Below are 22,792 nucleotides of genomic sequence, written 5' to 3'. Positions count from 1 at the left end.
ACCCACGACCTCTTCGTCCCGAATGAGGATCGGTTAATGATCTTTCCTGCCTGGATTGCGTTTGCGCAGTTCAGGCGGGTGGTCCCGGTTGGTCTCGGGTGGCGTGGAGGGGGTATCGGGAGCAGGGCGGCTCCCAGATGGCTCCCAAGGGTGCTACTGCCTGGATGGTGCTGGAGAGTCAGCCCTGCGACCCGAAGGAAATCCACCGGCCCACCGGTGCCAGGAAGTCGAGTCGGCCGCTCTATTCGCCGTCCGCTGCCTGGCGTCGGAGACTGCCGATGTGGTCCGGACGAAGTACGCGATGGCATCGCGGGTGCTCACCAGCGTGGGTGCGGGCGCTGGAGGGGCGCGGGTCGGGTCAGACCTTCTTGACGACGATCGTGTCCGGGACCAGCTTCTCCAGGTCGTCGACATCCGATGTGAAGACGGTGACCTGTCCCTTCTGCTGTCGTGCGATGACGGCGAGCACGGCGTCGATCGCGTACGTGTGGCCGTGCAACTTGGCGTCGGCCAGGAGGCGACGCGCCTGGCGGGCCTCGTCCTTCCCGATGTCGACGACCTGGAGCCGGGACAATACCCAGTCCCAGCGCTGCTCGGTCGTTCTGCCGTCGTACGCCTCGACCAGTGTCATCGGGGACGTCACCACTTCGGCCTCTCCGCGTGCCGCGAGGTCGAGCCAGGCGATCATCTTCCGGTCGCCGCGTACCGCAAGGGACAGGGCTTCACAGTCCAGTACGAAGACGCGGAGGGGTCGCTGTCCGTGCTCGGCGGCTCGCTTCTTCACGCAGCCTCTCCGGCGTTGTGCTTTCCGGCGGTTCGACGCCGTTCGTGTTCGGCGTCGAGTTCGTCCAGCTCGACGAGCGCTGCCGCATGCTCGTCCTCGGTGATGGGGCCGTGCTCTTCCTGCAGCCAGTCGGCCAGTTCCAGGAGCCGGTCCCGGTCACGCTTGAAGCGCAGCGCTTCGGCGACATACGCCGACAGGCCCCGCTCTGCCGCGTCCGCGCGGATCTCGTCCAGGAGATCCTCGGGAATCGTCACGGTTACCTTCTTCGTCGCCATACAAGAGACCATACTCCCGGTATCCCACTCCTTACCAGCGGGGTCACGTGATAGGCGCTCGGCGATCAGGCGGCCGGGGCGGGGCGTGGGCTGCCGTGGAAGACCTGGCTGGTGTGCCAGGAGCGGTGGACCGCCGCGACGGGACTGGCACCCGGTTGAGGTCCGATGAGCGGGCGGCCGGCGAGCGCTATGACGTGCTCGCGGGCGGCGGGGCTGTGGCCGACGAAGCGCTGCGAGACCAGGATGCGGTGACTGTCACCGATGCCGAGGACGCCCTTGTCGAAGAGCTTGTGGTGCAGCGAGCACAGGCACAGGCCGTTGTCGACGTCGTCAGGACCGTCGAACGCCCACCAGCGCACGTGCGCGGCCTCCAGCCCGACGGGCACCGTGCCGATCCTGCCGTCGTAGCCGCAGAAGGCGCACTGGTACTCGTAGGCCGTCAGGACCTGCTCCCGCATCCGGGGATCCCGCCGCCCGCGCACGGCCGAGAACTGTTCGCTCTCCGTCGGCTCCAGCTCCAGGCCGACGGCTTCGCAGAGATCGCCGTGGAGCGAGGGAGGGAAGTTCAGGTCGAGCAGGACCCGTGCCATCCGGCCGAGCAACGACGGCTCGCGCCGCAGCGCCGCCCGTAGTTCCGGCGTCAGCCGCCCTGCGGCTCCGATCTCCCGCAGCTCCCGCACGCCACTGCCGGGGCTGCCCGGTCCGCGATCGGTGCGCACCTCCCACACGCCATCGCTCACCAGATGGTGGAACGGGTAGGCGGGCGTCGTTCTGTTGGGCGGACCGTACTCGGCCAGCAGCCGTCTGAGGTCGTCCTCCACCGCGCTGTACCGCAGTTCACCGTCGGCGTCCCGCTGGAAACGCCCGAGCGCGTACAGGAACAGCAGCGGCTTGTGCGGAGCGCGGGTCCCGCCTCTGCTCCACTGCCTCAGCTTCGCGGCACGCTCCAGCCAGTCCATGACCGGCGATCGTAGTGGCGTTGGGGTGCGGTGGTTTCGAGGGGGCATGGGGAGCGGGTCGACTCCCGGATGGCGCCCGGACACCGTGGGGTCACTGGCTTCGTGCCGACGTTGCCTGTTGCGGCCTAACGAGTCGTGCCGAGGCGACTGCGACGGGTCTCAACCAGGTGCCGCCATCGTTCGCGCGTCTGTCGTTCTCCGTCGATCCGAGGAACACGGGCTCGTCTCCTCCTCCGCCGTGGGCAGGCCGCTCGACGCGGCCAACGTCCGCCGCGCCTTCCGGCAGGCGCTCAAGGACGTCGACGGGATCAACGCCGACGAGTGGACGCCCCGGGAGCTCCGGCACAGCTTCGTGTCCCTGCTCTCCGACCGGGGCGTCCCGCTGGAAGTGATCTCCCGGCTCGTCGGCCACTCGGGTACGGCCGTCACCGAGGAGGTCTATCGGAAGCAGATCCGGCCCGTGATCCAGACCGGCGCCGTCGTCATGGACGGGATCTTCGGCGCTGATCCGCAGCGGCCGTGGACACGCGGGAACCGGTAGTCACGCAGATAGACACGCAGACGAAACAGGTGAGGCACCTAGGAACGTTCCTAGGTGCCTCACCTGGTGTTTCTCTGTCGGGGTGGCGGGATTTGAACCCACGACCTCTTCGTCCCGAATGAGGTTCGGTTGGTGAGGTTGCCAGCCTCGATGACGTTTTGGCAGGTCAAGTGGGCGGGCTCGGTTGGTGTGGCGCGGCCTGGAAGGGGCTCGGGGAGCGGGTTGGCTCCCAGATGGCTCCCAGGGAAGGGGGAGTGTCCTATCCCCCGCGGGCCTACACGTTGTCCGTGGCGCGGCGTCCCGGCTGAGTATCGACGTACCGTCACACCGCTCGTACGCGCGCGTCGTGCATCGCTGGTGGCCATCCAGCATGCGCCACAGAGTCCGCCAGCCGAAGTACTTGCTTGCTCCCGCTCCATGCTCCGGCGGTAAGCGACAGACCGACAGCGCCTACCTCCGGCACCGTCAGCGGTTTCGGACCTGTTTGGCCACACCCGTGGTGTTGTACCGGTACCGGGCCATTTCCTCGGTCACTCCGTAGTGCTCGGCGATCTGCGTCGGCCCCCACTGGCGGCGGACTGCGCTGAGCAGGAGGGGGCGGGGAAGCATGAGTGTTCCGCCAAAGGCAGTGGCTTGTTCTTCCTCGTCGGGGCGGCAGGTCCTGAAGGGCATGCCATTGACTTCGCGGATCTCGGTGAGGTCATGCTTCAGGACGAGGTGGGAGAGCTCGTGGGCTACGTCGCTGGCTCTGCGACCCGGGGTGCGGAGCGGGTTGGTGACGACGATGTTCCTGCCGGAGACCTGGAAGGTCGCGGCAGAGAAGGCGTACGCCTGGACCCGTTCGAGTTCTTCGAGCCGGGTGTGGCTGACGAGCTTCTCGGCGCTGACGATCTTGACCTTGAGGTGGTCGGCGAGGTCGTCGACGTTCAGGGCATCGGTGTCGCTGAGATCGAGTTCGCGGCGCAGTCGGAGGGCTTCTCGTTCGGCGTTGGCCTTGAAGCCTCGGGGGAGGGTCACAGTTCGCCTGCTTCGACGAGTCGTTCGAGTTCGGTGTTCATGTCGGTGAGCAGGTCGGCGAGCCGCTGGGGGACGCCAGGACGCAGCACCGAGGCAGCTCGGAGGTGGCAGGCAAGGGCGGGTACGGCGGGGACCGCCTCCTTGGCGAGGGCGTCGTAGAGGTCGCGCAGAACGGAGCTGATCTTGTTCGCCGCGTCGTCGGTGAGCCGAGGGTCTGCGTGGAGGTGGGTGATGGCCTGGTCGAGGGGCGAGGTCTGGCGGGTGGCGGTCGGGGTGAAGAAGCGGCTCGGGGAGACGCCGAGCCAGGCGCAGAGGCGGGTGAAGGTGGCGAGGTCGGGCTGGGCGCCGGCTTCGACCCGGGTGAGGGTGCTGAAGCTGACGCCCGCTTCGGCGGCGGCCTGCCGGAGGGAAAGGGGGCCGCGGTGTTCCTTCAGGAGGCGTCCGAGTTCGGCGATGTCGAACTGTTCGACAGCGTCTGGTCCTGTCGTTTCGGGATCTGGGAAGGGGAGCTGGCTCCGGTCGGCGCTCATACGGGCAGCGTAGCGCGCAGCAATTCGGCGATGAAGCTTGACTGCATCAACCCGGGATGATCACACTGGGCTCACTACTGAACCAGTGACGCTTTGCTGAATCAGTAGCGCTCCGCCATCAACCCCGAACAACGCAGGAGATCGGTATGCCCCAGCCCCACGAGATCAAGATCACGGTGACCTCCGCGCTCGCCGAGCACCCGTACCGGCACGACTACGACCCGCAGGTGACCGCCGCGAGCATCCTGTCCGACACCCTCACCGCCTTCGGCTTCGCCAGCGACGGCACCACCCGCTACTACCTGTTCCACGACGGGCACGAGGTCCCGCCCGAGGCAACTGTGGGCGAGCTGGCCGGGCACGCCAAGGCCCTGCACCTCAAGCTGCGCACCGAGACCACCAACGGCTAGAGCCCGGGAGTCAGTCGTGGATCTCGAGAGCCGTCTGCGGCTGGCGGGCGACGTCCCGGCGGTCGAGGAGTTCCTCTCCTCGACCGCCGGCCGCCTCCACCACCGCGACCAGGACCCCGACGGCCTGTTCTGGGCCGAGGTGCAACCGAACAACGATGAGCGCGCAGCGTTCATCGCCCGGATCGAGTGGACGGTCTACCCGGACCGGCCGCCCTCTCTCGTCTTCGTCGAGTCGATCGGCGTCTCCGGAGTCGGAGCGCCCAGTGCCTGGCCGGAAGCGAATGGCTACCGCTACGGCTCCAACGATGTGTGCAAGCCGTTCACCGCCGAAGGCCAGAGGCTCCACCCCGAGTGGAGCAGCGGGCCGCACTCCTGGCGGAGCACCGGCAATCCCTTCCTGTACGTGGTGGAGAACGTGCAGGACGACATCAATCGCGTCGACGGGAGGCGTGCCGGATGACCACCGACACGAGGAAGCTCGTGCTGCCGGCCGGCGCGGTCGCCCCGGTGCTCCAGGAGATTCAGTGCCACGGCCTGGCCGACCAGGAAACCGGCGCGCTGCTGCTGACCGGGCAGTCGGACATGCACGTGCTGGCCGTGGCCGTGGCCGGGACGGCGGGGATCGTGCGGGGTCCGGGTCTGTTCACGGTGAGTGCGGTCGCGTACGACCGGCTGTTCACCTTCGCCGAGGAACGGTCCTACCGGGTGCGGGCGATGATCCACTCGCACCCCGAGAAGGCTTTCCTGTCGCGGACCGACCGCGCGTACTCGTTGCGGGTGCCGGGTTTCGTCAGCGCTGTCGTCCCGACCTACGCAGCGCCGCCCGCCGACCCTGCGTCGTGGGGGTGGTGGCGTTTCGAGCAGGACTGGGTGCCCTGCACCGCTCCGGTTGTCGACCCGGCGCTGCTCCCGGTGTACACGGTGGTGTTCGACGAGGAGGGTGTCCGTGAGTACTGACTACAGCCGCGGCCTGCGCCTGGGCGGCCTGGCCGCCGGCGTGGAAGAGAGCACCCTGCGGGAGCGGATGGAGGGCACCCTGATCCACCTGACCGCGGACGGGAACCTGCCCGCGGCCGCCGAGACTCTCGAAGTGCTGGCGGCGGACCTTCGCCGGTGGCCGGTCCGGCTGAGTCTGGACCCTGGCCGCGGACTGGGAGGGCTCGACGACGAACTCATCCGCAGGCTGGTGGAAACGGCGGCCGGGATCGATCCGGACCGGCCGCTTCGCATCGGCGAGGCCCAGGGCAAGGCGCCGCTGCATCTACACGTGGGAACCGCACCACCGCTGGGTACTGCGGTGACTGGTGCACCGGACGGGCACGGGGCCCGTCTGCGGCACACCGGTCATCCTTTCCCCCGGCTCAACGCGCCCGGCACCGGGCTGGGCGCGGTCCTCACTGCGGCGATGCTGGCCGGCGAGGCGTTCAAGGTCGTTGCCGGGCTGCCGGAGGGAAAGTTCCAGGTGACCCCGGTGGTGGACTTCTGCCCCGTCCTCCCCGGTGAGCAACCCGGGACCGTCGTTCCCCCGTTGCCTGCGCTGGAGAAGGTGCTGCTGGGCGGGGGCGGTGCGATCGGCACCGGCATCGCCCTGGTCCTGGACCTGCTGCAGGTCTCCGGCGAGTTGACGGTGGTGGACAGGGAGGTCTTCGAGAAACCGAACGTCACCTCATACAGCATCGGTACCCTGGCCGACGCGGCTGCGGGCCTGCCGAAGGCGCGGTTGATCGACGCACGCCTACGGCGCATCGAGGTGACCCCGTTCCACGGGACGATCCAGGCTTCCATCGAGGCCGTCGATGCGGGCACCCTGCCGTGGCCCCGGATCGTCCTCGGCGGACTGGACAGCGTCGACGCCCGGCACGACCTGCAGCGGTTCCACGCCGATCTCACCCTGGACGGCAGCACCGGCGGCCCGGTCGGCACCACTGTCGCCCTGCACGAGGCACTGCCCACCGGCCCCTGCCTGCGCTGCTACTTCAAGGCCAACCACACCGGGAAAAGCGCGGAGCAGCGACTCCATGAACTGACCGGCCTCCCGCTGTCCCGAATCGCCCGCGGGCAGGAACCGCTGACCGAACGGGACCTGGAATGCCTGGACCACCAACAGCGGAAGCTCGTCAGGCAGTTCCTCGGACGGCCGGTGTGCGGGCTGATCAACTCGGCTGAGCCGACCGGTAGAACGGACGACGGGTTCCGCCCTTCGGCCGCGTTCGTGGCCCAGCAGGCCGCCTGCCTGGTCGTCGGCGCCTGGATCGCACGCAGCACGGGCCTGGTCAGCGGGCCCCCACGACGCATCGAGTACGACACCCGCTTCGGCCCTCGACCCGACCAGATGATCGACCACCGGCTTCCCACCCCCGAGTGCGTGTGTCAAAAGGACGCCGGTCTCATCAGCCGCATCCGAGGAGCCCGACGCACTCGCCGTTGACGCCCGATTGGAGGTGGCAGCAAGTAGCTGAGCGTGCAGGGTGGTACGGAACGGTTGAAACGACCACTGCCGGAGCGCCGTCCCGTACGCGCTCCGCAGAGGTTCGTACGGGGGTCCGGAGCGGGCCGCACCCGTCCTGACCTGCGGCGGAGCGTTTGAGGTGAACCCGTCCGGACGGAGCCGGACGGAAGTGAATGCAACCAGAACTGCAACCACGATGGCCTGGCATGGGTGGGCAGGACGATGGCGACGGGGCGGTCGGCCGGTGCCCGGCGGAACGGTGCAGGTCACGCCTCACTTGGTACGTCCGGGCTGGCCGACCAACGATCTGCCCGCCTGTATACTCATCGCTCGAAAGTGCTTGCCCCTGGGCTAGCGCGAAGTATTTCGGTGACCATAGCGGTGGGGAAACGCCCGGCAACATTCCGAACCCGGAAGCTAAGACTGCCAGCGCCGATGGTACTGCGAGGGGGACCTCGTGGGAGAGTAGGTCGTCGCCGATATCTGCTTGAGGGCCGCTCCGCCTCGCGGGGCGGCCCTCGTCGTTTATTCGTGAGTGTCGCCGTAGGGGCCGAGGAAGCGCTCGCCGTTGAAGTGCACCATGTGCGTCTCCTCTTCCGCGACCCAGACTTCTGTTTCCCACGCGATGTCGGCTGCGAACTGTCGGAACTTCTTCTTCGTCTGGAAGGCAGTGACGAAGACCAGCCCCGGGCGCGCTCCCTCGAAGAGCTTCTTGAGCTGCGCGACCCGTAGACCGTTGACCGGCCCGGTGGAGGTGACTGCCTCCACGAGCACCAGCCAGTCCCTGTCCGTGTAGTGGATGACCACGTCGGGCATCTTGCCGTGGGCGTCCACGACCACGCCGAGCTCCGCGAGGTACTCGGGCTTGTTGACGATCCACTTGGAGCCCGTGTCGCCCAGGTAGACGACCGTGCCTCCGGGGGTGAACTGCGATGCGAAGCGTTCGACGACAGCCCCGATGAGTTCGCTGTGCTCGCCAGGGCTCAGCTTGACCTCCGTTCCGTCAGGAAGTTTGACGGGCACTCGGTGAACCGACCTCTCAGCGGCCCAGAGCTCGATCAGCTTCTTCCATTCGGCGTGGAATTCGTCGAGCGAGTCTTGCCATGCCGAGGTCCCGTAGGTCGTCAGCGCCTTTATGGCCAGTTGGCTCGGGTGGTATCGATTGTTCTTGTCGTTCGTGGCTCGTCCTGGGGCGTCAGAATTCTTGACGAGGACGCCGGCATCGATGAGCTGGTGGACGGATTCCTTGCGCACGGACTCGCGGCTGTTCGGTGCGTACCTGCTCGGGTCCTTCGTCCCTTTCGGGATGTCGGGATAGTGGACGGCCATCCAATCCATGCACTCGGTGATGCCGAGGGTGTTGGAGCTTGCCTCCGCCCATTCCTGATCCGGGCGGAGGTCCAGCATCGCAAGCAGGACCAGTGCGGTCCGGGTGTTCTGCTGCTTCGCGGGCATCCCTATAGAGGCGAGAATTTCCTTCGCCTCTTTGAGCTTCTTTTCTTGCTGTGCCTTGGTCACTCGCTGGCCCTCCCCAGCCACATCGATGCAGTGAGTGCGGCTCAGGCTACAGGGCCTCTGGGGGTGCGCTGCCAGGTGATGGGGACCCATCTTGAGGGGCGGCAAGATTCCGCCATGCCCGACCTTAATCAGCCATTCTGTGGCCGTGCTCGCGGACGTTACGCTTCGCCGGACGAGGCGGTCTCATCCAGCTCTAGGTGACGTTCGACGAGATCGTCGAGCTTCTCTTGATCGGGCCACCCATCCTCTATCCACTCGCCACCAATGGCCTGCAGCTGAGCTTCGCTTGGGTAGCGGAGGTTCCGTAGGTCGGTCGCGTTCACCTGTGTGTGGCCGCTGAATCGACGAATGAGCCGGTCTAGCAGGGTGGAGTTGAGCCAGAAGCAGAGACCGCGTGCGACGTCCCGGGGGAGTCCGGCCCCCGCCCTGTGGAACACGTTTACGTGGTTCTCGAATCCAATCCGTGAGTGTGGTGTCACTTCGGGATCGAAAACGGTAGCGACCACACGGCGCTTCTCCTCCTTAGAGGAGAGCCGCTTCACTACGACGTAATAACCAGACGGGAAAGTCATCTTTTCGGTGTCTGGGGTGAGCATGATCGCATTGTTTTTTTTGGCTCCCGGTACGGGCCAATGGATTCCGCCGTTACGCATGTGAAGCGGGTAGATGAGGGGAACCGCTCCCTTCTCTGGATCGGCTCGTAGGTGCTCCTTGGATCGAAAGTCCACCACGCGCCCAGTCGAAACCTGACAGCCGATTTGTGTGAGGGTGGCGGGAAGGTTGGCGTGAGTAGCCGCGAGCTGCGCGTCTTCTTCGTCTGCGCTGATGTGGATGAAGTGCTCGCCATCTTCTGGATGCACCATGTCGCTGTATTCCACCGAGCGGCTACGGATTTCGCCGCCGTAGCTGTGGCTTGAGGAAACGACGATAGGGCCTCGGTCAGGCTTGTCGGTACGTGTTGCCGAGAAGATCACGTTCTCCTGGAGTACGTCTGTATCGGCGAATACCTTGTTTCGCGATTCAAATAGGTGCACGCGGTCAATGTGCATGCGGTCCAGAAGATACTTACGGAACGGCCGGAAGTAAGGGCCATTCGCAAAGCTTCGGGGTGTGATGGCGACGAGCTGGCCGCTTGGAGCGAGGAGACGGATCCCCAGTGCCATGAATGCCGAATAGAGGTTCGAGGTCTCTGTGCAGGCCGCAGCGACTGCCCTCCGCTCACGTGAGTTGGCGGCCAGCTTCTTGTACGGGGGGTTCATGACTACGAGGTCGAACGGACCCCGATCCTCACCGAACAGCCCTGCATCCTCGGTCGCCCAGGTGATGAAGTCGTCCTTCACCAGGGTGGTCTCGACGCTTCCGCCGGCCGCTCGGGCCGTGCTCGCGCAGTCTTCCAACGTTACGGAGAGGGTCTCGTGAAGCTGTGGATCGTTCTCGCAAACGGTCACGTTGATCTGAGCCTGAGGCTGCTCCCGGAGGATGCGCGAGACGACCGAGGCGGTCAGAGACCCCGCCCCGGCACCGGGGTCGAGGAGCCGAATCGGGGCTGCACCGTCCAGCCTCGCGAGCGAGGCAATGAAGTCCGCAGCGGGGGCAGGAGTGAAGTACTGACCGCGCTTCGCACGCTCCTTGGGGTCAAGAGCCGAAGATGACTCCTGCCTCCTCGCTTCCGTGCGGGTCACAAGATCCGTTTCCGCTGCTGCTACCTCTGTTGCCATGGGCACAGCGTAGCCAGGTCGCACCGGATCCGATGAGCCTGTGGAAAACCCTTCGCGTGATCGCTTTTACCGGAATCACGGCTGCTCGCCGAGGGCGGCAAAGTGGAGAGCGGAGCTATCGGTCAGACTTGCGAGCACGGCCTTTCCCTTGGCCGGGGTAGCGATGGACGGAAAGCCAATATCTCCGGATACGGTGTAAGCCCTCTCTGATGGACGAGGAGAAGGGGGCGTGATCCGCCGCCGTTGTCCGCCTCGGTGTAGTCGTCGCGGATCAGCTCCAGGGCAGCATGGAGCAGGATCGAGGTCTCGACCTCGCTGACGTGCATGTCCGCGTGCCGATCAGAGACCAGGCCGCCGTGCTCGCGAGCACGGCCCCAGTCGAGGCCGAGGGGGAAGAGGAGACTGACGGGCCGCCGACGTTGGCTTCCTGGACTACGTTCGACAGGACGTAGTTCCCGCCATGGCCGTTGATGATCACCAGCTTGTGTATGCCGGTGCGGGCGAGTGAGGCGCGGATGTTGTCGATCACGGGGTGCAGGGTCTTGGCGCTGATGCTGACGGTGCCGGGGAACGCTGCGTGCTCGTGGCTGCACGAGATGGTGATGGGTGGGAGGAGGCGGACAGGGTAGGCGGCGGCGATCTCCTGGGCTAGGACGCATGTGATCGCAGTGTCAGTGATCAGCGGCAGGTATTTGCCGTGCTGCTCGAAGAAGCCGATTGGTAGCACTGTTACGCGAGGCTGCTGCTCCTGGACATCGGTGCTTGTAGCGGTCGGCAGCAGGCGCACGGTGTTCCCCCTTGGCGGCCCGGTACGGGTACCGATCCGATTGTGTCGGGTACCGGTCGGCGCTCTATCGGCCTCCACTGGTTGGGTGTCCATGCAACGAGACCAGCCATTGGCCGAACTGCGCCCTATTTGGACGCCTCCCCCTTCCCAAGACTGCTGCACTGGACGAGGGAGGGGCGCCATGGCAGCAGCACGGAAGCGGCGAGGAACAGCGGCTCGGAGGCGTCGAGAGCAGCGGCTCCACGGCGGCGTCATCGCCGGAGGCGTGAGTGTCGTCCTCTTGGTGGCCTTCTGGAGCGAGGTCTGGCCCTATCTCGTCGGTGGCCTCGTTCTGGGTGGGGTCGCCAGCGGTGGGTTGTGGTTGTGGCGCACCGATCGGTTCATCCGGGGCGGTGATCAGCAGTGGCGGCATGACGAGGCCGTGAGGGCAGGGCAGCGGACGCTCGCCGAGGTCGACGCGATGACGGGGACGGAGTTCGAGGACTTCGTCGTAGACCTGTGCCAACGCGATGGGTGCACCGACGTGCGGAGGGTCGGTGGCTCGCATGACAACGGGGCTGACGTCTTGGGGGTCCTTCCCGATGGGCGGAGCATGGTGATCCAGTGCAAGCGGTACACGCCGAAGAGCAAGATCCCCAGCCGGGAGGTGCGGGACCTGCTCGGTGCGAGGGTGCACTTCAAGGCCGACGTGGCGATCTTCGTGGCCACCACGTACTTCAGCGGGCCGGCTGAGAAGTTCGCCACGGAGAACGACATCCTCGCTGTCCATCGAGATCACCTCGGGCTGTGGAACAACGGTGCCTCGCTGCTGTCGCTTGGCGCGGTGAATGGCCTGGGACAAGGGGACTGGCGGCACCGGAAGCGGTGGAAGGAGACGTACGAGTAGGGGGCGAGGACGGCCGGAAAGCGTTGGTGCGAGGGTAGGTGGAATGGTCCGGTGCGAGTGTCCGGCGTCGGTACTCTGGGGTGCATGTCTACTGCCCCGGTTCGCGTTCGTTTCGCCCCGTCCCCGACCGGCATGTTCCATGTCGGTGGCGCGCGGTCCGCTCTCTACAACTGGGCGGTGGCGCGACAGTCCGGCGGCAGGTTCGTCCTGAGGATCGAGGACACCGACGCGGCCCGGAACAAGCCGGAGTGGACCGAGGGCATCATCAGCGCGCTCGCGGCGATCGGCATCCATGCCGAGGACCCGGCCTTCGAGGGGCCGTACTTCCAGTCGCACAACGCCGACCGGCACCGGGAAGCGGCTCAGCAGCTCTTCGCGGCCGGCCGGGCGTACTACTGCGACTGCACCCGGGAGCAGCTGAAGGAGCGCACGGGGTCGGAGCACCTCGGGTACGACGGGTTCTGCCGGGACCGGGGGCTGGCCTTCGAGGAGGGGCGGGCGCTGCGGTTCCGGACGCCGGACGAGGGTGAGACCGTCGTGGTCGACCTGGTCCGCGGGGAGCCGGCGTTCCCGAACAGCGCGATCGAGGACTTCGTGATCGCCCGTGGCGACGGGTCCCCGGTCTTTCTGATCGCCAACGTCGTGGACGACCTGGACGAGGGAATCACGCAGGTCATCCGAGGCGAAGAGCACCTGTCGAACACGCCGAAGCAGCAGCTGCTGTGGGAGGCGCTCGGTGCCAAGCCGCCCGTGTGGGCGCATCTGCCGGTGATTGTGAACGAGAAGCGGCAGAAGCTGTCCAAGCGCCGCGACAAGGTGGCGCTGGAGGACTACCTCGCCGAGGGCTTCCTGCCCGAGGCGATGGTGAACTACCTCATGCTGCTCGGCTGGGGCCCGGGCGACGACCAGGAGATCAGGCCGTACGAGGAGCTGGAGCAGCTCTTCCGGATCGAGGACGTCAACACCGCGCCGGCCTTCTTCGACGTGAAGAAGTTGACGGCGTTCAACGGCGAGTACATTCGCGCCCTGTCACCGGAGCAGTTCGCCGCCGCCTGCGCGCCGTGGCTCGTCGCCCCCTACGCGCCGTGGCGGCCGGAGGCGTTCGACAAGGACGTCTTCGAGGCTGCGGCTTCCCTGGCCCAGACCCGGCTGGCGCTGCTTTCCGAGATCACCAGCTATGTGGACTTCCTGTTCCTCGACGAGCCGGTCGAGGACGAGGCGTCGTGGAATAAGGCGATGAAGGCAGGCGCCGGCGACATCCTGTCGGACGCCCGCGCCGAGCTGGCCGGTGTCGCGGACTGGAAGGCGGACGACCTGAAGGCCGTTCTCCTCGCCGTCGGCGAGAAGCACGGGCTGAAGCTGGGCAAGGCCCAGGCGCCCATCCGGGTCGCGGTCACCGGCCGGACGATCGGACTCCCGCTGTTCGAGTCCATGGAGCTGCTCGGCCGGGACCGCGTGCTCGCCCGTCTGGACGTCGCCAGCAAGAAGCTGGCCGCGCAGGCTTAGCCGCTGCTCAGGCGATCTGCGCCAGGAGATTGCCCCAGGCGTCGCCGAAGTAGTTCAGGTCGAACCGGGCCAGGGCCTCGTACCCCGCCTTGGCCTCGGTGTGGCGTGCCACCGCACGCTCCCGGACCTGTGCCGGGAGGCGGCGGAGGTCAGGGGTCGGCTGGCCAGCCAATGCGGCGAGGTCGCCCAGGCCGGCCACCGGGCGGATGAGGCAGGGCAGGCCGAGGAGTAAAGCCTCGGCGGCGCAGCGGCTCCAGCCCTCCCGCATCCGTGGGAGGAAGACGCCGACGTCACAGGCGCGCAGCAGACGCAGGTACCGCTCCCGCTCGACGTCGTAGTGCGCGCTGTCGAGGCCGATGGTGTTGCTGCCGCTGGTGATCACCCGCAGGCCGGGAACGCTGGCCAGGGCTGCCGAGACCTCCTCGGTTCCCTTCCAGTGCACGGCCTTGCCCGCGTAGACGCCGATCACGTCGGGCGGCAGGCCGAACTCGGCGCGGCACTCGGCCCGGTCGTAGCCGCGTGCCTGCTCGATCTCGGTCATGTCGAAGGCGTTGTAGATCACCCGTACGTTGCGGACGCCGCGGGCGCGTAGGTGGTCGGCCCAGTACGGGGCGACGCACACGACGGCGGCGCACTGCGGCAGGACGCGGAACAGCCGTTCCCAGAGCATGGCCTCGATGGGGGCGGAGTCATGTTGCAACGGCTCGTAGTGGTGCAGGAGGAACACCGTGCGGGCGCGCATCTCGGGCGTGAACAGCAGCAGGCTCAGGTCGTCCCATACAAAGATGCCGGTGGTGCCGTGCAGGGCCCGTATGGGAGGGGCCAGGCGGGCGAGGTGGCGGAGCTTGCGCCAGCGGCGGACCCGGTAGGTCCGCTTGTGGTCCGGGACGGTGCGCCATTCCACGTCGCCGGCCGTCACCTCGTGGAGCATCCGCAGGTAGACCCGGCCGCCGGTCCGGCCGACCGGCTCCATCGAGTAGACGACCCGTTTCACGGACGTACCTCCTGTACGTGGTGGACGTACTCGGCGTGCAGGCGCGCGTGCATGGTCTCCAGATGCGGGCCGAGGCCGCGGGCGGCGTCGGCGAGGGGGAGGTGGAAATCGCCCAGGGTCTGGAGGAACCGTCGGCGCCGGTCAAGGTTCGGGGACGCGGCGAGGTCGCGCAGGTTGTGCAGGCGGTCGGCGAGCCGGACGAGGAGGTCCTCGGGCGGGAGCACGGCCTGCTTGGCGCGCCAGCGGGTCTCGTCGCCGACGGACTTGGGGCGCTGTTCGAGTCGGTGGTCGGCCGTCATGGCACGCAGGCGGGCGGTGAACGGGCCGCCGAGGTGGTGGACGAGTAGTGCCTCCGACTCAGGGGCCACCTCCAAGGCGTCATGGAGGAGGGCGAGGAGGAGGGTCACCGGGCGCCGGACGCCGATCTCCGTTCGCAAGAGCCTGACGACGGCCAGCGGGTGCTCCAGGTATGGCGTGCCCTGGTCGCGGGTGTGGCCGTCGTAGACCGTGAGAGCGAGGCCGACGGTCACGCGGGCGCGGGACTGCTCGTCCGGGCTCCACGCTGCGGCACCGAGCACGGTCAGGACGTGGTCGAGATCGATGGGGTCCATCCGCCTCACCTCGTACGAAGGGACGCGGCACGGGGTTCGGGGACGTGGTCGGCGAGCAGCAGGGTGTCCCCGACGGCGAGGGCGTCGAGGCGTAGGTCCACCGCCGCCGCCACGGCTTGCTCAGCGGTCCGCAGGATCGGGGCGCCTTTGCGGTTGAAGGATGTGTTCAGCAGCAGCGGCAGTCCGGTGAGGTCGTGGAACTGCTCAAGGAGATCGCGCAGGCCCTGGTGGTCGGCGGCGACGGACTGGACGCGGGCGGTGCCGTCGTGGTGGGTGACCCCCGCGACGCGGTCGGCTCGGCACCGGCGGACGGTGGCGACACGGTTCATGAAAGGGTCGCCCGCCGACATGAACCATTCCGTGGCGTGCTCCGCGAGGACGGCGGGCGCGAACGGGCGGTACGCGGCTCGCTTCTTGATCGCGTTGAGCCGGTCCCTCGTTGCGGCGCGACCGGGGTGGGCGAGGATCGAGCGATGGCCGAGGGCACGCGGCCCGAATTCGAGCTGTCCCTGCACCCAGCCGACGATGCGGTGCTCGGCGAGAAGTGCCGCCACTGTGGGCGCCAGTCCGGGCCCGAGGTGGGGCAAGGGGTGGTAGCCGGTCGGCACCGTTGTCGTCGGCAGCGCGCCCGGATCGGGACCCCAGGCCGCGTCGGTCGGTACCTGCAGGCGTTCCTGCCCGAGCTGGTAGTGCCAGCCGTAGAGCGCGGCGCCCACGGCTGTGCCAGCGTCGTGCGGGGCGGGCGCGACGAAGAGGGTGTCGAAGCCGCTGTCGGCGGCCAGCTGGCCGTTGAGGTGGGAGTTCAGGGCGCATCCGCCCGAGAACACCAACGCTGATGTCCGAGTGAGTCGTTGCAGGTGGCGGGCGATGTGGACGACCGATTCGGCGAAGACCTCCTGGACGGCGGCGGCCAGGTCGGCACGCTTGTGTTCCGGCTGTTCCGCGACGTTGTCGGTGGTCCAAGCCCGGCCATCGAGCAGCAACGGTGTGCTGCTGTCCGCAGAACCCCACGGATGATCGATGCGGACCTCGCCCTCGTCTCCGAGCCGGACCAGTTTGCGGACGTGTGCTCCGTAGCGCTGGGGATCGCCGAAGGCCGCGAGCGCCATCATGCTGCCCTCGGGCTCGTCGCCGGGTGGGATCACCCTCTGGGCGAGGTTCCGGTAGAAGTGCCCGAGGGAGGAGTGGACGCGCCGAGGCCCCACCGGGCCCGGCACGACGGTCGGCATGCCCTGGTAGAGGCGGTCGATCCGATCAGGCCACAGGTCGTACCCCGTGATGCGCTCCCGGCCCGGGCCGAAGTCGGATCCCAGGGAGGAGCCGCCGGCGTCGATGACGAGGCCCGCGGCGTGCTCGTGCCCGGAGAGGAGATGGCCAGAGAGCACGTGGGCCGTGTGGTGGGAGAGGAGGCGGAGGTGTTCGCCGAGCGGCGCGGGCAGGAGGGCGGCGAGTTCCTCCCGCTCCTCGGCCAGCCACCAGCCGGCCGCGGGGTTGGGACGCATGGAGGCGGCCCAGACGGCGTCCACGTCCTCCGGTTCGAGGCCGGCGGCCTCCAGGCACCACTGGAGCGCGCGGGTCGGGGCCGTGAGCGTGCCTTTGCGGGTGGGGTGGTTGTGCTTGACGCCGCTCCAGCGCTCCTCTTCGGCTGCGTAGAGGCGGCCGTCTACGACTAACGCGGCGGCCGTGTCGTGGTGGAAGTTCAGTCCGAGGACTGCGGGCATGGTGGTGTACCTCCCGGTCAGACGGTGAGGGCGGGGACGAGTGCGGCGCCGGAGTCGGTGTACTCGTGGCAGCGCAGGCAGAACCGGAAGTGGTGGGCGCGCGGCGCGAACACCTTGGCCGCGAAGTCCTCGTCCCAGATGCTGAACTCGCTGTCGTCCTTCGCCATGGCGTTGAAGCAGCGGTAGCAGGACCCGTCCATCTCGATCATCAGGTGCTGGTCGAGGTAGCGGTCGCAGAGGCCGCGCAGCTCGTTCGCCGGCTGGCCCACGTCGACGTGGTGCACGTGGTTGGTGACGTGGATGGCGCCGTACTTCTCACACAGCGTCCCGAGCTGCGTGAGCCGGGTGGAACTGATGCCTTCCAGGACGCTGTTGACGACCACGGTCTTGCCGACTTCGCGGAGGCGGGGCACGACGGCGTGCACCTCGTCGTAGTTCCCGTGTTCGTCGTCGCAGCCGATGAGGATCTGGTCGTAGGAGCGGAGGGTCGCGTCCATGATCGACTTGTTGCGGGCCAGGGTGATGGCGTTCGTGCCCAGGACCATGACTTTGTCCGGCAGCCGCTTGCGCGCGGCGTCGCTGAGCGCCGGGAAGTCCCGGTGCACGGTGGGTTCGCCGCCGTTGATGTGCAGCTGCTGGAAGGGGATGGTCTCCAACCGGGTCAGGATGGTGGAGAACAGGTCCAGGGACATGTTCTCGCCCTGGGCGCCGTCGGCGAAGATGCAGAAGTCGCAGTGCCGGTTGCACTTCGTGGTGATCTTGACCTTGGCCGTTTTGAGGGTGCGGGGCACCGGCGCACGCGGGGTCATTGGCGAGACTCCTTGGGGCAGAGGTGGACGTCGTCGGGGGTGAAGCTGAGGAAGTCCTGGACGGTGGTCTTCTGCTGGTGCCAGCGCGCGAGGGTCGCGCGCAGGGTGTCGGCGGTGGTGGGCCCAGTGGGAATCAGCGCCGCCATCCGGGTGGCCAGCCGCTGGGCGGCAGTCGCCTCGTCTGCCGCGAGCACGGTCAGCGTTTGCGCGGCGGAGCGGAGTTCCTTCGCCTCCCGCCGGATCAGGTACTCGGTCGCCACGCCGGGCGGCGGATCGAGGTAGTACAGCCAGCGGGCGACGCGTACACGGAGCATGCCGGCCGTCATCACCCAGCCAGTACGAGCGTGCTCATGCCCCTGGCCGCCTGGGCGGGCCCCGTCAGGAACGCGGCGCATGGCCGCCTCCAGAGCTACATGGGCCGCGCGGAGCAGGTGGCGCGGACCCCGTGGTCGGATATCGGAGCGGTTCTCTGAGTGCTGGAGGAACAGCTCGGCATATCCGTCCAGTCCCTCCGGCCGCCACTGGGTGAGGGCCGCCGTCTTTCCGGGGCAGCGGGTCCGGGTCGCGAGTGCGGCGGCGGCGAACCAGCAAGGGGCGAGGTAGTGCCATGCCACGCAGTGGCGCCGGTAAGCGGCGATGTCCTCGACCACGTTGTCCGTGCTGTCCGCGGCCAGCTGGTATCGGCCGCCCATCCTGGCCTGGAGGATCCCCCGGTAGAACCGCTCATCGACCTCGCACCAGGGCGCCATCTGAGCCCGGGACTTCCAGCGTTGGAAGTCCCGCGCGCTGCCGCTGATCAGTGACCAGGTCGCGAGTTCGGGCGCGGACACGAGCCGCCCGTCCGCCTCGGTCACGGTGAACGCGAAGCCGGGCGGGTGCTCCAGAAGACGTCGATGGAAGACTTCCCGGCCGACCGCGGCGGTGTGTGCGGCGGCCAGGCGGTGGTTCCACTCTTCCCAGTCGGTGGGGGCCTGGGGAAGGAGGACGCGTACGTCGATGTCGGAGTGCGGAGCCAGCAGGTCGGCCGGCTGCCACTTGTGGGTGAGCATCACGGCCCCGACGTCGTGAGCATCCAGCTTGCGTTCGTACAGAGCGCCGAGCTCCTGGTAGAGAGGCGGCGCGTCGACCACGACCATCACCGCTCCCCGGTGGAGGCGCGGGCGCAGGAGGAGCCGGCCGCTCTCGTGGACAGGACTGGGAGCAGGGGCAGGACCGGAGTGCCTTCGGGGCGCTCCATACGGTCCCAGCGCAGGTCGTAGTCGACGTAGTGGAAGCCTTGCCAGGCGTCGTTGGTGTTGCGGTCGAGCATGGCCTGGAAGAGGTGGGCGAAGGCGTCGCCGAGTGTGCCGTCGGCGAGGTGGGGCTTCAGGGGGATGTCGCGGTTGTGCAGGATGCAGGGTCGCGCCACTCCGGTGGGCGTGATCTTGATTCGGTTGGCGTCGGAGCAGGTGGCGCAGCTGGAGTTGGAGATGAAGCCGATCGACCCTGCCCAGCCGTCGGGACGGAGGTACTGCCCGGGGCTGCGGACGCCCAGCTGGTCCCGGGGGACTTCGCCGGCGTTCGCGAACCACTCGTGGAGACGGTCGCGGACCTCTGCCTCGGTGATGAACTCGGTGTCGAAGAGCGCCTGGGCGGGGCCGATGTTCTGGAGTTCGATCAGGCGGACGGCGACGGGCAGGTCGCGGGCGAGTTCGGCCACGGCGAAGGCGTCGTCCAGGTAGGTGCGCTGAAGAACGCAGTTGATCTTCACTCGCAGGCCGAGGGAGAGGGCGGCGTCGAGGGTGCTCCGGGTGGTGCGTGGGTCGCCGCCGCCCATGATCGCGGCGGACCGCGCCGGGTCGAGGCTGTGGAGGCTGAGGTTGAGGTAGGTCAGGCCGGCGTGGTGAAGCTGTTCGACGCTCAGCCCCCGGCGCAGGTTGCCGTGGCTGGTCATGCCGATCGCGGCGTCGGGCCCGAGGCCGTCGGCGAGGCCCGCGATGACGTCGAGGATGTCGGCTCGGAGGGTCGGTTCACCGCCGGAGCAGTGTGCCTTCCTGATTTCCCAGGCCCCGGCCTCGGTGCCGATGGCCGCGTAGTCGGAGGCGGTCAGAGGCCGGTCCTTGTGCCCGTAGTCCGGCATGCACCGGGGCTTGCAGAACACGCAGTCCAGGTTGCACAGCGAGTTCAGGGTGAAGGCCAGGTAGGGGTGGTTGCGGCCTGCAGCGGCGAAGGCGGCGGCCAGGTCGTCGTGGTCTGCGGTGGGCATTGGTCAACCTCCTACGAGCGGAGAGCGGATGGCGGGCGTCTCGGCCAGGCCGTTGAGGGGTTGGCCCGAGAGGTAGCGGTGCAGGTTGTCGGCGAAGAACGCCACCGCCTCGTCCATGTACGCGCGGCAGAAAACCGAGCTTTTCGGGGTGAGTACGACCCGGGGGTGGAGCCGCAGCGGATGGCGGGCGGGCAGCGGTCTCGGATCGAACACGTCCAGGGCCGCGCCGCGCAGGTGGCCGGTGTCGAGGGAGGCCAGGAGGGCCGACTGGTCCAGGGTTGCCGCGCGGCCGAGGTTGAGGAAGAGAGAGTGGGGCTTGCACGCCGAGAAGAGGGCGCGGTCGAAGTAGCGGTGCGTGCCAGGGGTCGCGGGCAGCAGATTGACCACGACGTCGGCGACGGACACCGCCTGGTGCACCGCCGTCGTGTGCACCCACGTGATCCCGCCCTCGGAAGCGGCAGGTGGTGTCCGGCGCACTCCGAGGACGTTCATGCCGAAGGCCCGAGCGGTCTGGGCGAGGTGGCGTCCGACGCTGCCGCAGCCGACGATGGTCATCGTCGCCCCCGCCAGGTCGAAGAACTCCTCGGCCAGGTCGTCCTTCCACCAGGCACGGTTCCGCTGGACGCGCTGGCTGATGAACAACCCGCGGGAGAAACCCAGGACCAGGCCCATTGCATGCTCGGCCATGGGCCTGCCGTGGAAGCCGTACGAGCGGGTCAGGGCCACCCCGACGGAGTGCGCCTCGGCGACGGGCAGATGGTCGGTGCCGGCGGCCGGGGAAGCGATCCACTTCAGATGCGGCGCGGCGAACAGCCACGAGGGCGCGAATCGCCACCCGAAGTAGACGTGTGCGTCGGCCAGCTGGTGCGGCACGGTCTCCTCGGTCGCCCTGCGGAACGCAATGCCGGGGAAGGCGGCGGACAGCGCACGCTCGTGATCGGAGGATAGCCGCCAGAAGGAGTGCGGGGACTCCAGGCTGATCAGCACCACCGGCTGGTTCATCGCGCGCCGCCCTCCACGGTGGCTGACCGCGCCAGCGCCCAAGGGGCGATGCGGTCCATGACGGAACCGACGCTGGCCTCGTAGTCGTGGCGGGAGCGCACCAGGGCCGCCCCGGCGCTCCGGAGTCGATCGCGTTCTCGGGGCAGGACGGTCAGGGCCCGGTGCAGGGCGGATGCCAGGGATCTGGGGTCCTGCGGTGCGGCCGTGAAGCCGGTCTCGCCGTCGATGACGGTCTGAGCCAGGCCGCCGGCCGTGGTCGCGACCACCGGGCCCGCACCGGCTGCGAACGCCTCCAGGGGTATCCGGCCGAAGGGCTCCTCGCGAGAGGGAACGATGACCACGCGCAGGGCCGGGCTGTGCAACCAGGCACGGATCGCGGGGGTGAAGCGAGTGATCAGAGTCGCGTCCAGATCGTGCGCCCGGATGTGTGCCGCCAGGTCCTGCTGGTACGAGGAGGGGTGCTTGTGTTCCTCCGAGGTCACGGCAGCCAGCAGCAGGTGAGGAACGGGAACCCCGCGTTCCTTCAGCAGGCGCAACGCCTCCAGGAGGTCTTCGAAGCCTTTCGTCGGGACTGCGCGGCCCATGGCGAGAAGGAATCCGGCGCGGGCCTTGAAAGGCAGCGGCAGAGCCGTGGCCGGCCTGACCATCTCCTCACGGATCAGTCCGTTCGGGATGCTCACGATGCTCGACCGAGGGACGGCGTAGTTGACGACGAGGTGGCCTCGCATGTGGGAGGAGATGGCCCCGACGCGCGCACCTCGGAGTGTCGCCGCTCGCAGGGCATCCCGCTCCCAGCGGACGCGCGAGACGTCCTTGGGCCGCGTCAGCGCGGTGGTGGAGCGGGGCACGAGCAGCAGGTCCGTGGTCGGCGACGTGTAGGGCGCGAGCCCGAGGAACGGGATGTCGAGGCCGACGAGGAGGCACCGGCTCGCCCGCGCGGCGATGCGTATGGCCGCCTCGCCCGCCAGGTCGCACAGCTGAACCGAGCCGCGGACCGAGTCCGGCGGCGCGTTGACCTTCGGAATCGTGACGACCTCGGCCGCGGCCTGTCGCAGCATCTGCCGTACCTCGCCGACCCACCGCTGATCATGTGCACCCGCGGTTTCGGGCACGTGCGGCGTGATCACTGAGAGGCGGCCTGTCGGTAGGAGCCGGGCCAGTGCCGTGAGGAAGGCGCGGTTGCTGAAGCCGGTGCCCGACTCCGCGCCGTAGAAGCCCTCGTGGAGAGCGACGGCGACCCGCTGGCGAGCGGCCTCCGGCACAGCCGTGAGCGAGGGTGGGGAAGTCGCATGGTCGATGCGCACTGTGTGGTGCCTCCTTGGAGGACGGTTTGGGCAGGCGTGGACGTCAGGCGCCGGCGGACGAAGAGCGCGGCCTGTGGGCGAGTCGGCACCAGGCACGAGAGCCGTGGGTGCCAGTGGTCAGCGACCAGGCATCGGCCAAGGCATCGACGATGACCAGTCCCCGTCCTGATTCGGCCTGCTCGTCGGGAGCGGCAGGAGAAGCGGGTGCGGGTCGGGAACAGCCGCCGTCGGTGACGGTGATCTCGACCTCCAGGCCGCCGCTGGCCAGACTCCTGCGGTCGACGCACAGAACCAACGGCGGACTGCCCGAGACGAAGGCGTTCGTCGCGAGCTCCGATCCGATCAGGCGGGCGTCAGCAAGTACGTCCGTGTCAGTGCCACGCAGTGCCAGCGTCACGGCGCACCGGGCGACCTCGGCCGCTTCCGGTCCGTACGGCAGATCCGTGATCAGGGTGGTCGTGCCGTCGCCAGCGACAAGCCCGCGTCTGGGGGCGGAGGTTGGTCGTCCGGCGTCACGGTCCAGCACACGGCCCGGTCGGCCTGGGGAGGTACTCGTGTGCTGTCTCAAGGCCCACCTCTTTCTCCGTCGGCTCGGAAGACGGGCGCCTCCGCCGGGATCCAAGAATACAGGAGAGGGACGGTCAGACAGGACCCGATCAGTGGGTCAACTCGGTCAACTTCCATGCGAAGGTGGTGAATCGTCCGTCCAGGGGCATCACCATGGGG

23 protein-coding genes, 1 rRNA gene and 1 pseudogene are annotated in these 22,792 nt (G+C 68.1%); 8 read left to right on the top strand and 17 right to left on the bottom strand.

Annotated elements, in window-relative coordinates:
* Positions 1 to 358 precede the first annotated feature (358 nt).
* From ACZ5FU_RS09565 to ACZ5FU_RS09555, 3 genes are all read right to left on the bottom strand, one after another.
* Complete coding sequence (locus ACZ5FU_RS09565) at positions 359 to 784, bottom strand: PIN domain-containing protein (RefSeq protein ID WP_468839966.1); 426 nt, start codon at positions 782 to 784, stop codon at positions 359 to 361.
* A complete protein-coding gene (locus tag ACZ5FU_RS09560) occupies positions 781 to 1,059 on the bottom strand; it encodes a ribbon-helix-helix domain-containing protein (protein ID WP_468642493.1) in 279 nt (92 codons plus the stop codon). Before ACZ5FU_RS09560 ends, ACZ5FU_RS09565 begins: the two co-directional genes overlap by 4 nt.
* A 65-nt stretch (positions 1,060 to 1,124) precedes the next feature.
* Entirely contained in the window at positions 1,125 to 2,018 is an 894-nt protein-coding gene (locus tag ACZ5FU_RS09555; RefSeq protein WP_468642495.1) for a phosphorothioated DNA-binding restriction endonuclease, read from the bottom strand.
* Between the two features lie 208 nt (positions 2,019 to 2,226).
* Here ACZ5FU_RS09555 and ACZ5FU_RS09550 point away from each other — a divergent pair.
* Positions 2,227 to 2,559: pseudogene (locus tag ACZ5FU_RS09550) on the top strand (tyrosine-type recombinase/integrase); the annotation flags it as partial.
* Between the two features lie 465 nt (positions 2,560 to 3,024).
* Here ACZ5FU_RS09550 and ACZ5FU_RS09545 read toward each other — a convergent pair.
* Positions 3,025 to 3,576, bottom strand: coding sequence for an ImmA/IrrE family metallo-endopeptidase (locus ACZ5FU_RS09545; protein WP_469045167.1), 552 nt, complete (start codon positions 3,574 to 3,576; stop codon positions 3,025 to 3,027).
* Positions 3,573 to 4,106, bottom strand: coding sequence for a helix-turn-helix domain-containing protein (locus tag ACZ5FU_RS09540; RefSeq protein WP_381548964.1), 534 nt, complete (start codon positions 4,104 to 4,106; stop codon positions 3,573 to 3,575). The genes ACZ5FU_RS09545 and ACZ5FU_RS09540 overlap by 4 nt, the downstream gene beginning before the upstream one ends.
* A gap of 146 nt (positions 4,107 to 4,252) precedes the next feature.
* On the opposite strand from ACZ5FU_RS09540, the gene ACZ5FU_RS09535 reads away from it, so the two are divergent.
* From ACZ5FU_RS09535 to rrf, 5 genes are all read left to right on the top strand, one after another.
* Complete coding sequence (locus ACZ5FU_RS09535; protein WP_469045166.1) at positions 4,253 to 4,516, top strand: hypothetical protein; 264 nt, start codon at positions 4,253 to 4,255, stop codon at positions 4,514 to 4,516.
* Positions 4,517 to 4,532: 16 nt separating this feature from the next.
* Entirely contained in the window at positions 4,533 to 4,976 is a 444-nt protein-coding gene (locus ACZ5FU_RS09530; protein ID WP_469045165.1) for a hypothetical protein, read from the top strand.
* A complete protein-coding gene (locus tag ACZ5FU_RS09525) occupies positions 4,973 to 5,473 on the top strand; it encodes a hypothetical protein (protein WP_469045164.1) in 501 nt (166 codons plus the stop codon). The genes ACZ5FU_RS09530 and ACZ5FU_RS09525 overlap by 4 nt, the downstream gene beginning before the upstream one ends.
* Positions 5,463 to 6,944, top strand: coding sequence for a ThiF family adenylyltransferase (locus tag ACZ5FU_RS09520; RefSeq protein ID WP_469045163.1), 1,482 nt, complete (start codon positions 5,463 to 5,465; stop codon positions 6,942 to 6,944). Before ACZ5FU_RS09525 ends, ACZ5FU_RS09520 begins: the two co-directional genes overlap by 11 nt.
* 386 nt (positions 6,945 to 7,330) lie before the next feature.
* Positions 7,331 to 7,447 (top strand): 5S ribosomal RNA (gene rrf, locus ACZ5FU_RS09515).
* A gap of 43 nt (positions 7,448 to 7,490) precedes the next feature.
* On the opposite strand, the gene ACZ5FU_RS09510 is transcribed toward rrf, so the two are convergent.
* The 3 genes from ACZ5FU_RS09510 to ACZ5FU_RS09500 all read right to left on the bottom strand — a co-directional run bounded on the left by ACZ5FU_RS09510 (position 7,491) and on the right by ACZ5FU_RS09500 (position 10,988).
* A complete protein-coding gene (locus ACZ5FU_RS09510; protein ID WP_366665223.1) occupies positions 7,491 to 8,483 on the bottom strand; it encodes a BsuBI/PstI family type II restriction endonuclease in 993 nt (330 codons plus the stop codon).
* 158 nt (positions 8,484 to 8,641) lie between these two features.
* A complete protein-coding gene (locus ACZ5FU_RS09505) occupies positions 8,642 to 10,201 on the bottom strand; it encodes an Eco57I restriction-modification methylase domain-containing protein (protein ID WP_367560020.1) in 1,560 nt (519 codons plus the stop codon).
* 271 nt (positions 10,202 to 10,472) lie between these two features.
* The gene (locus ACZ5FU_RS09500; RefSeq protein ID WP_469045162.1) at positions 10,473 to 10,988 is read right to left on the bottom strand and encodes a creatininase family protein; all 516 of its coding nucleotides are present in this window, start codon (positions 10,986 to 10,988) and stop codon (positions 10,473 to 10,475) included.
* A gap of 181 nt (positions 10,989 to 11,169) precedes the next feature.
* Between ACZ5FU_RS09500 and ACZ5FU_RS09495 the strand changes: the two genes are divergently transcribed.
* The gene (locus ACZ5FU_RS09495; RefSeq protein ID WP_469045161.1) at positions 11,170 to 11,874 is read left to right on the top strand and encodes a restriction endonuclease; all 705 of its coding nucleotides are present in this window, start codon (positions 11,170 to 11,172) and stop codon (positions 11,872 to 11,874) included.
* 132 nt (positions 11,875 to 12,006) lie between these two features.
* Positions 12,007 to 13,380 carry a glutamate--tRNA ligase gene (gltX, locus tag ACZ5FU_RS09490; RefSeq protein ID WP_469045160.1) on the top strand — a complete coding sequence of 458 codons (1,374 nt, stop codon included), beginning with the start codon at positions 12,007 to 12,009 and terminating at the stop codon, positions 13,378 to 13,380.
* A 7-nt stretch (positions 13,381 to 13,387) separates the two neighbouring features.
* Here gltX and ACZ5FU_RS09485 read toward each other — a convergent pair whose 3' ends face one another.
* Genes ACZ5FU_RS09485 through ACZ5FU_RS09445 form a run of 9 tightly spaced genes read right to left on the bottom strand, consistent with a single transcriptional unit; the run spans position 13,388 to position 22,592 of the window.
* Positions 13,388 to 14,374, bottom strand: a complete 987-nt coding sequence (locus ACZ5FU_RS09485) for a glycosyltransferase (RefSeq protein WP_469045159.1) — start codon at positions 14,372 to 14,374, stop codon at positions 13,388 to 13,390.
* Entirely contained in the window at positions 14,371 to 14,985 is a 615-nt protein-coding gene (locus ACZ5FU_RS09480) for an HD domain-containing protein (protein WP_469045158.1), read from the bottom strand. Before ACZ5FU_RS09480 ends, ACZ5FU_RS09485 begins: the two co-directional genes overlap by 4 nt.
* A 5-nt stretch (positions 14,986 to 14,990) precedes the next feature.
* On the bottom strand, positions 14,991 to 16,706 hold the full coding sequence (locus ACZ5FU_RS09475; protein WP_469045157.1) for a carbamoyltransferase family protein: 1,716 nt from the start codon (positions 16,704 to 16,706) through the stop codon (positions 14,991 to 14,993).
* Between the two features lie 17 nt (positions 16,707 to 16,723).
* The gene (locus ACZ5FU_RS09470; protein ID WP_469045156.1) at positions 16,724 to 17,515 is read right to left on the bottom strand and encodes a radical SAM protein; all 792 of its coding nucleotides are present in this window, start codon (positions 17,513 to 17,515) and stop codon (positions 16,724 to 16,726) included.
* Positions 17,512 to 18,651, bottom strand: a complete 1,140-nt coding sequence (locus tag ACZ5FU_RS09465; RefSeq protein WP_469045155.1) for a hypothetical protein — start codon at positions 18,649 to 18,651, stop codon at positions 17,512 to 17,514. The genes ACZ5FU_RS09470 and ACZ5FU_RS09465 overlap by 4 nt, the downstream gene beginning before the upstream one ends.
* Complete coding sequence (locus tag ACZ5FU_RS09460) at positions 18,651 to 19,760, bottom strand: radical SAM protein (RefSeq protein WP_469045154.1); 1,110 nt, start codon at positions 19,758 to 19,760, stop codon at positions 18,651 to 18,653. The genes ACZ5FU_RS09465 and ACZ5FU_RS09460 overlap by 1 nt, the downstream gene beginning before the upstream one ends.
* 3 nt (positions 19,761 to 19,763) lie before the next feature.
* Positions 19,764 to 20,762 carry a D-2-hydroxyacid dehydrogenase gene (locus ACZ5FU_RS09455; RefSeq protein WP_469045153.1) on the bottom strand — a complete coding sequence of 333 codons (999 nt, stop codon included), beginning with the start codon at positions 20,760 to 20,762 and terminating at the stop codon, positions 19,764 to 19,766.
* Positions 20,759 to 22,066, bottom strand: coding sequence for a glycosyltransferase family 4 protein (locus ACZ5FU_RS09450; protein ID WP_469045152.1), 1,308 nt, complete (start codon positions 22,064 to 22,066; stop codon positions 20,759 to 20,761). Before ACZ5FU_RS09450 ends, ACZ5FU_RS09455 begins: the two co-directional genes overlap by 4 nt.
* Before the next feature lie 43 nt (positions 22,067 to 22,109).
* Positions 22,110 to 22,592, bottom strand: a complete 483-nt coding sequence (locus ACZ5FU_RS09445) for an ATP-binding protein (RefSeq protein WP_469045151.1) — start codon at positions 22,590 to 22,592, stop codon at positions 22,110 to 22,112.
* Positions 22,593 to 22,792 lie beyond the last annotated feature (200 nt).

This window comes from Streptomyces sp. NPDC031554 (assembly GCF_055580685.1).
This window is presented reverse-complemented; position numbering and strand designations above follow the sequence as displayed.

Coding starts and splice junctions, on each gene's coding strand:
- ACZ5FU_RS09560 (WP_468642493.1), bottom strand. CDS start 1,059: ATGGCGACGAAGAAGGTAACCGTGACGATTCCCGAGGATCTCCTGGAC.
- ACZ5FU_RS09555 (WP_468642495.1), bottom strand. CDS start 2,018: ATGGACTGGCTGGAGCGTGCCGCGAAGCTGAGGCAGTGGAGCAGAGGC.
- ACZ5FU_RS09540 (WP_381548964.1), bottom strand. CDS start 4,106: ATGAGCGCCGACCGGAGCCAGCTCCCCTTCCCAGATCCCGAAACGACA.
- ACZ5FU_RS09535 (WP_469045166.1), top strand. CDS start 4,253: ATGCCCCAGCCCCACGAGATCAAGATCACGGTGACCTCCGCGCTCGCC.
- ACZ5FU_RS09525 (WP_469045164.1), top strand. CDS start 4,973: ATGACCACCGACACGAGGAAGCTCGTGCTGCCGGCCGGCGCGGTCGCC.
- ACZ5FU_RS09505 (WP_367560020.1), bottom strand. CDS start 10,201: ATGGCAACAGAGGTAGCAGCAGCGGAAACGGATCTTGTGACCCGCACG.
- ACZ5FU_RS09495 (WP_469045161.1), top strand. CDS start 11,170: ATGGCAGCAGCACGGAAGCGGCGAGGAACAGCGGCTCGGAGGCGTCGA.
- gltX (WP_469045160.1), top strand. CDS start 12,007: ATGTTCCATGTCGGTGGCGCGCGGTCCGCTCTCTACAACTGGGCGGTG.
- ACZ5FU_RS09480 (WP_469045158.1), bottom strand. CDS start 14,985: ATGGACCCCATCGATCTCGACCACGTCCTGACCGTGCTCGGTGCCGCA.
- ACZ5FU_RS09475 (WP_469045157.1), bottom strand. CDS start 16,706: ATGCCCGCAGTCCTCGGACTGAACTTCCACCACGACACGGCCGCCGCG.
- ACZ5FU_RS09470 (WP_469045156.1), bottom strand. CDS start 17,515: ATGACCCCGCGTGCGCCGGTGCCCCGCACCCTCAAAACGGCCAAGGTC.
- ACZ5FU_RS09465 (WP_469045155.1), bottom strand. CDS start 18,651: ATGGTCGTGGTCGACGCGCCGCCTCTCTACCAGGAGCTCGGCGCTCTG.
- ACZ5FU_RS09460 (WP_469045154.1), bottom strand. CDS start 19,760: ATGCCCACCGCAGACCACGACGACCTGGCCGCCGCCTTCGCCGCTGCA.
- ACZ5FU_RS09455 (WP_469045153.1), bottom strand. CDS start 20,762: ATGAACCAGCCGGTGGTGCTGATCAGCCTGGAGTCCCCGCACTCCTTC.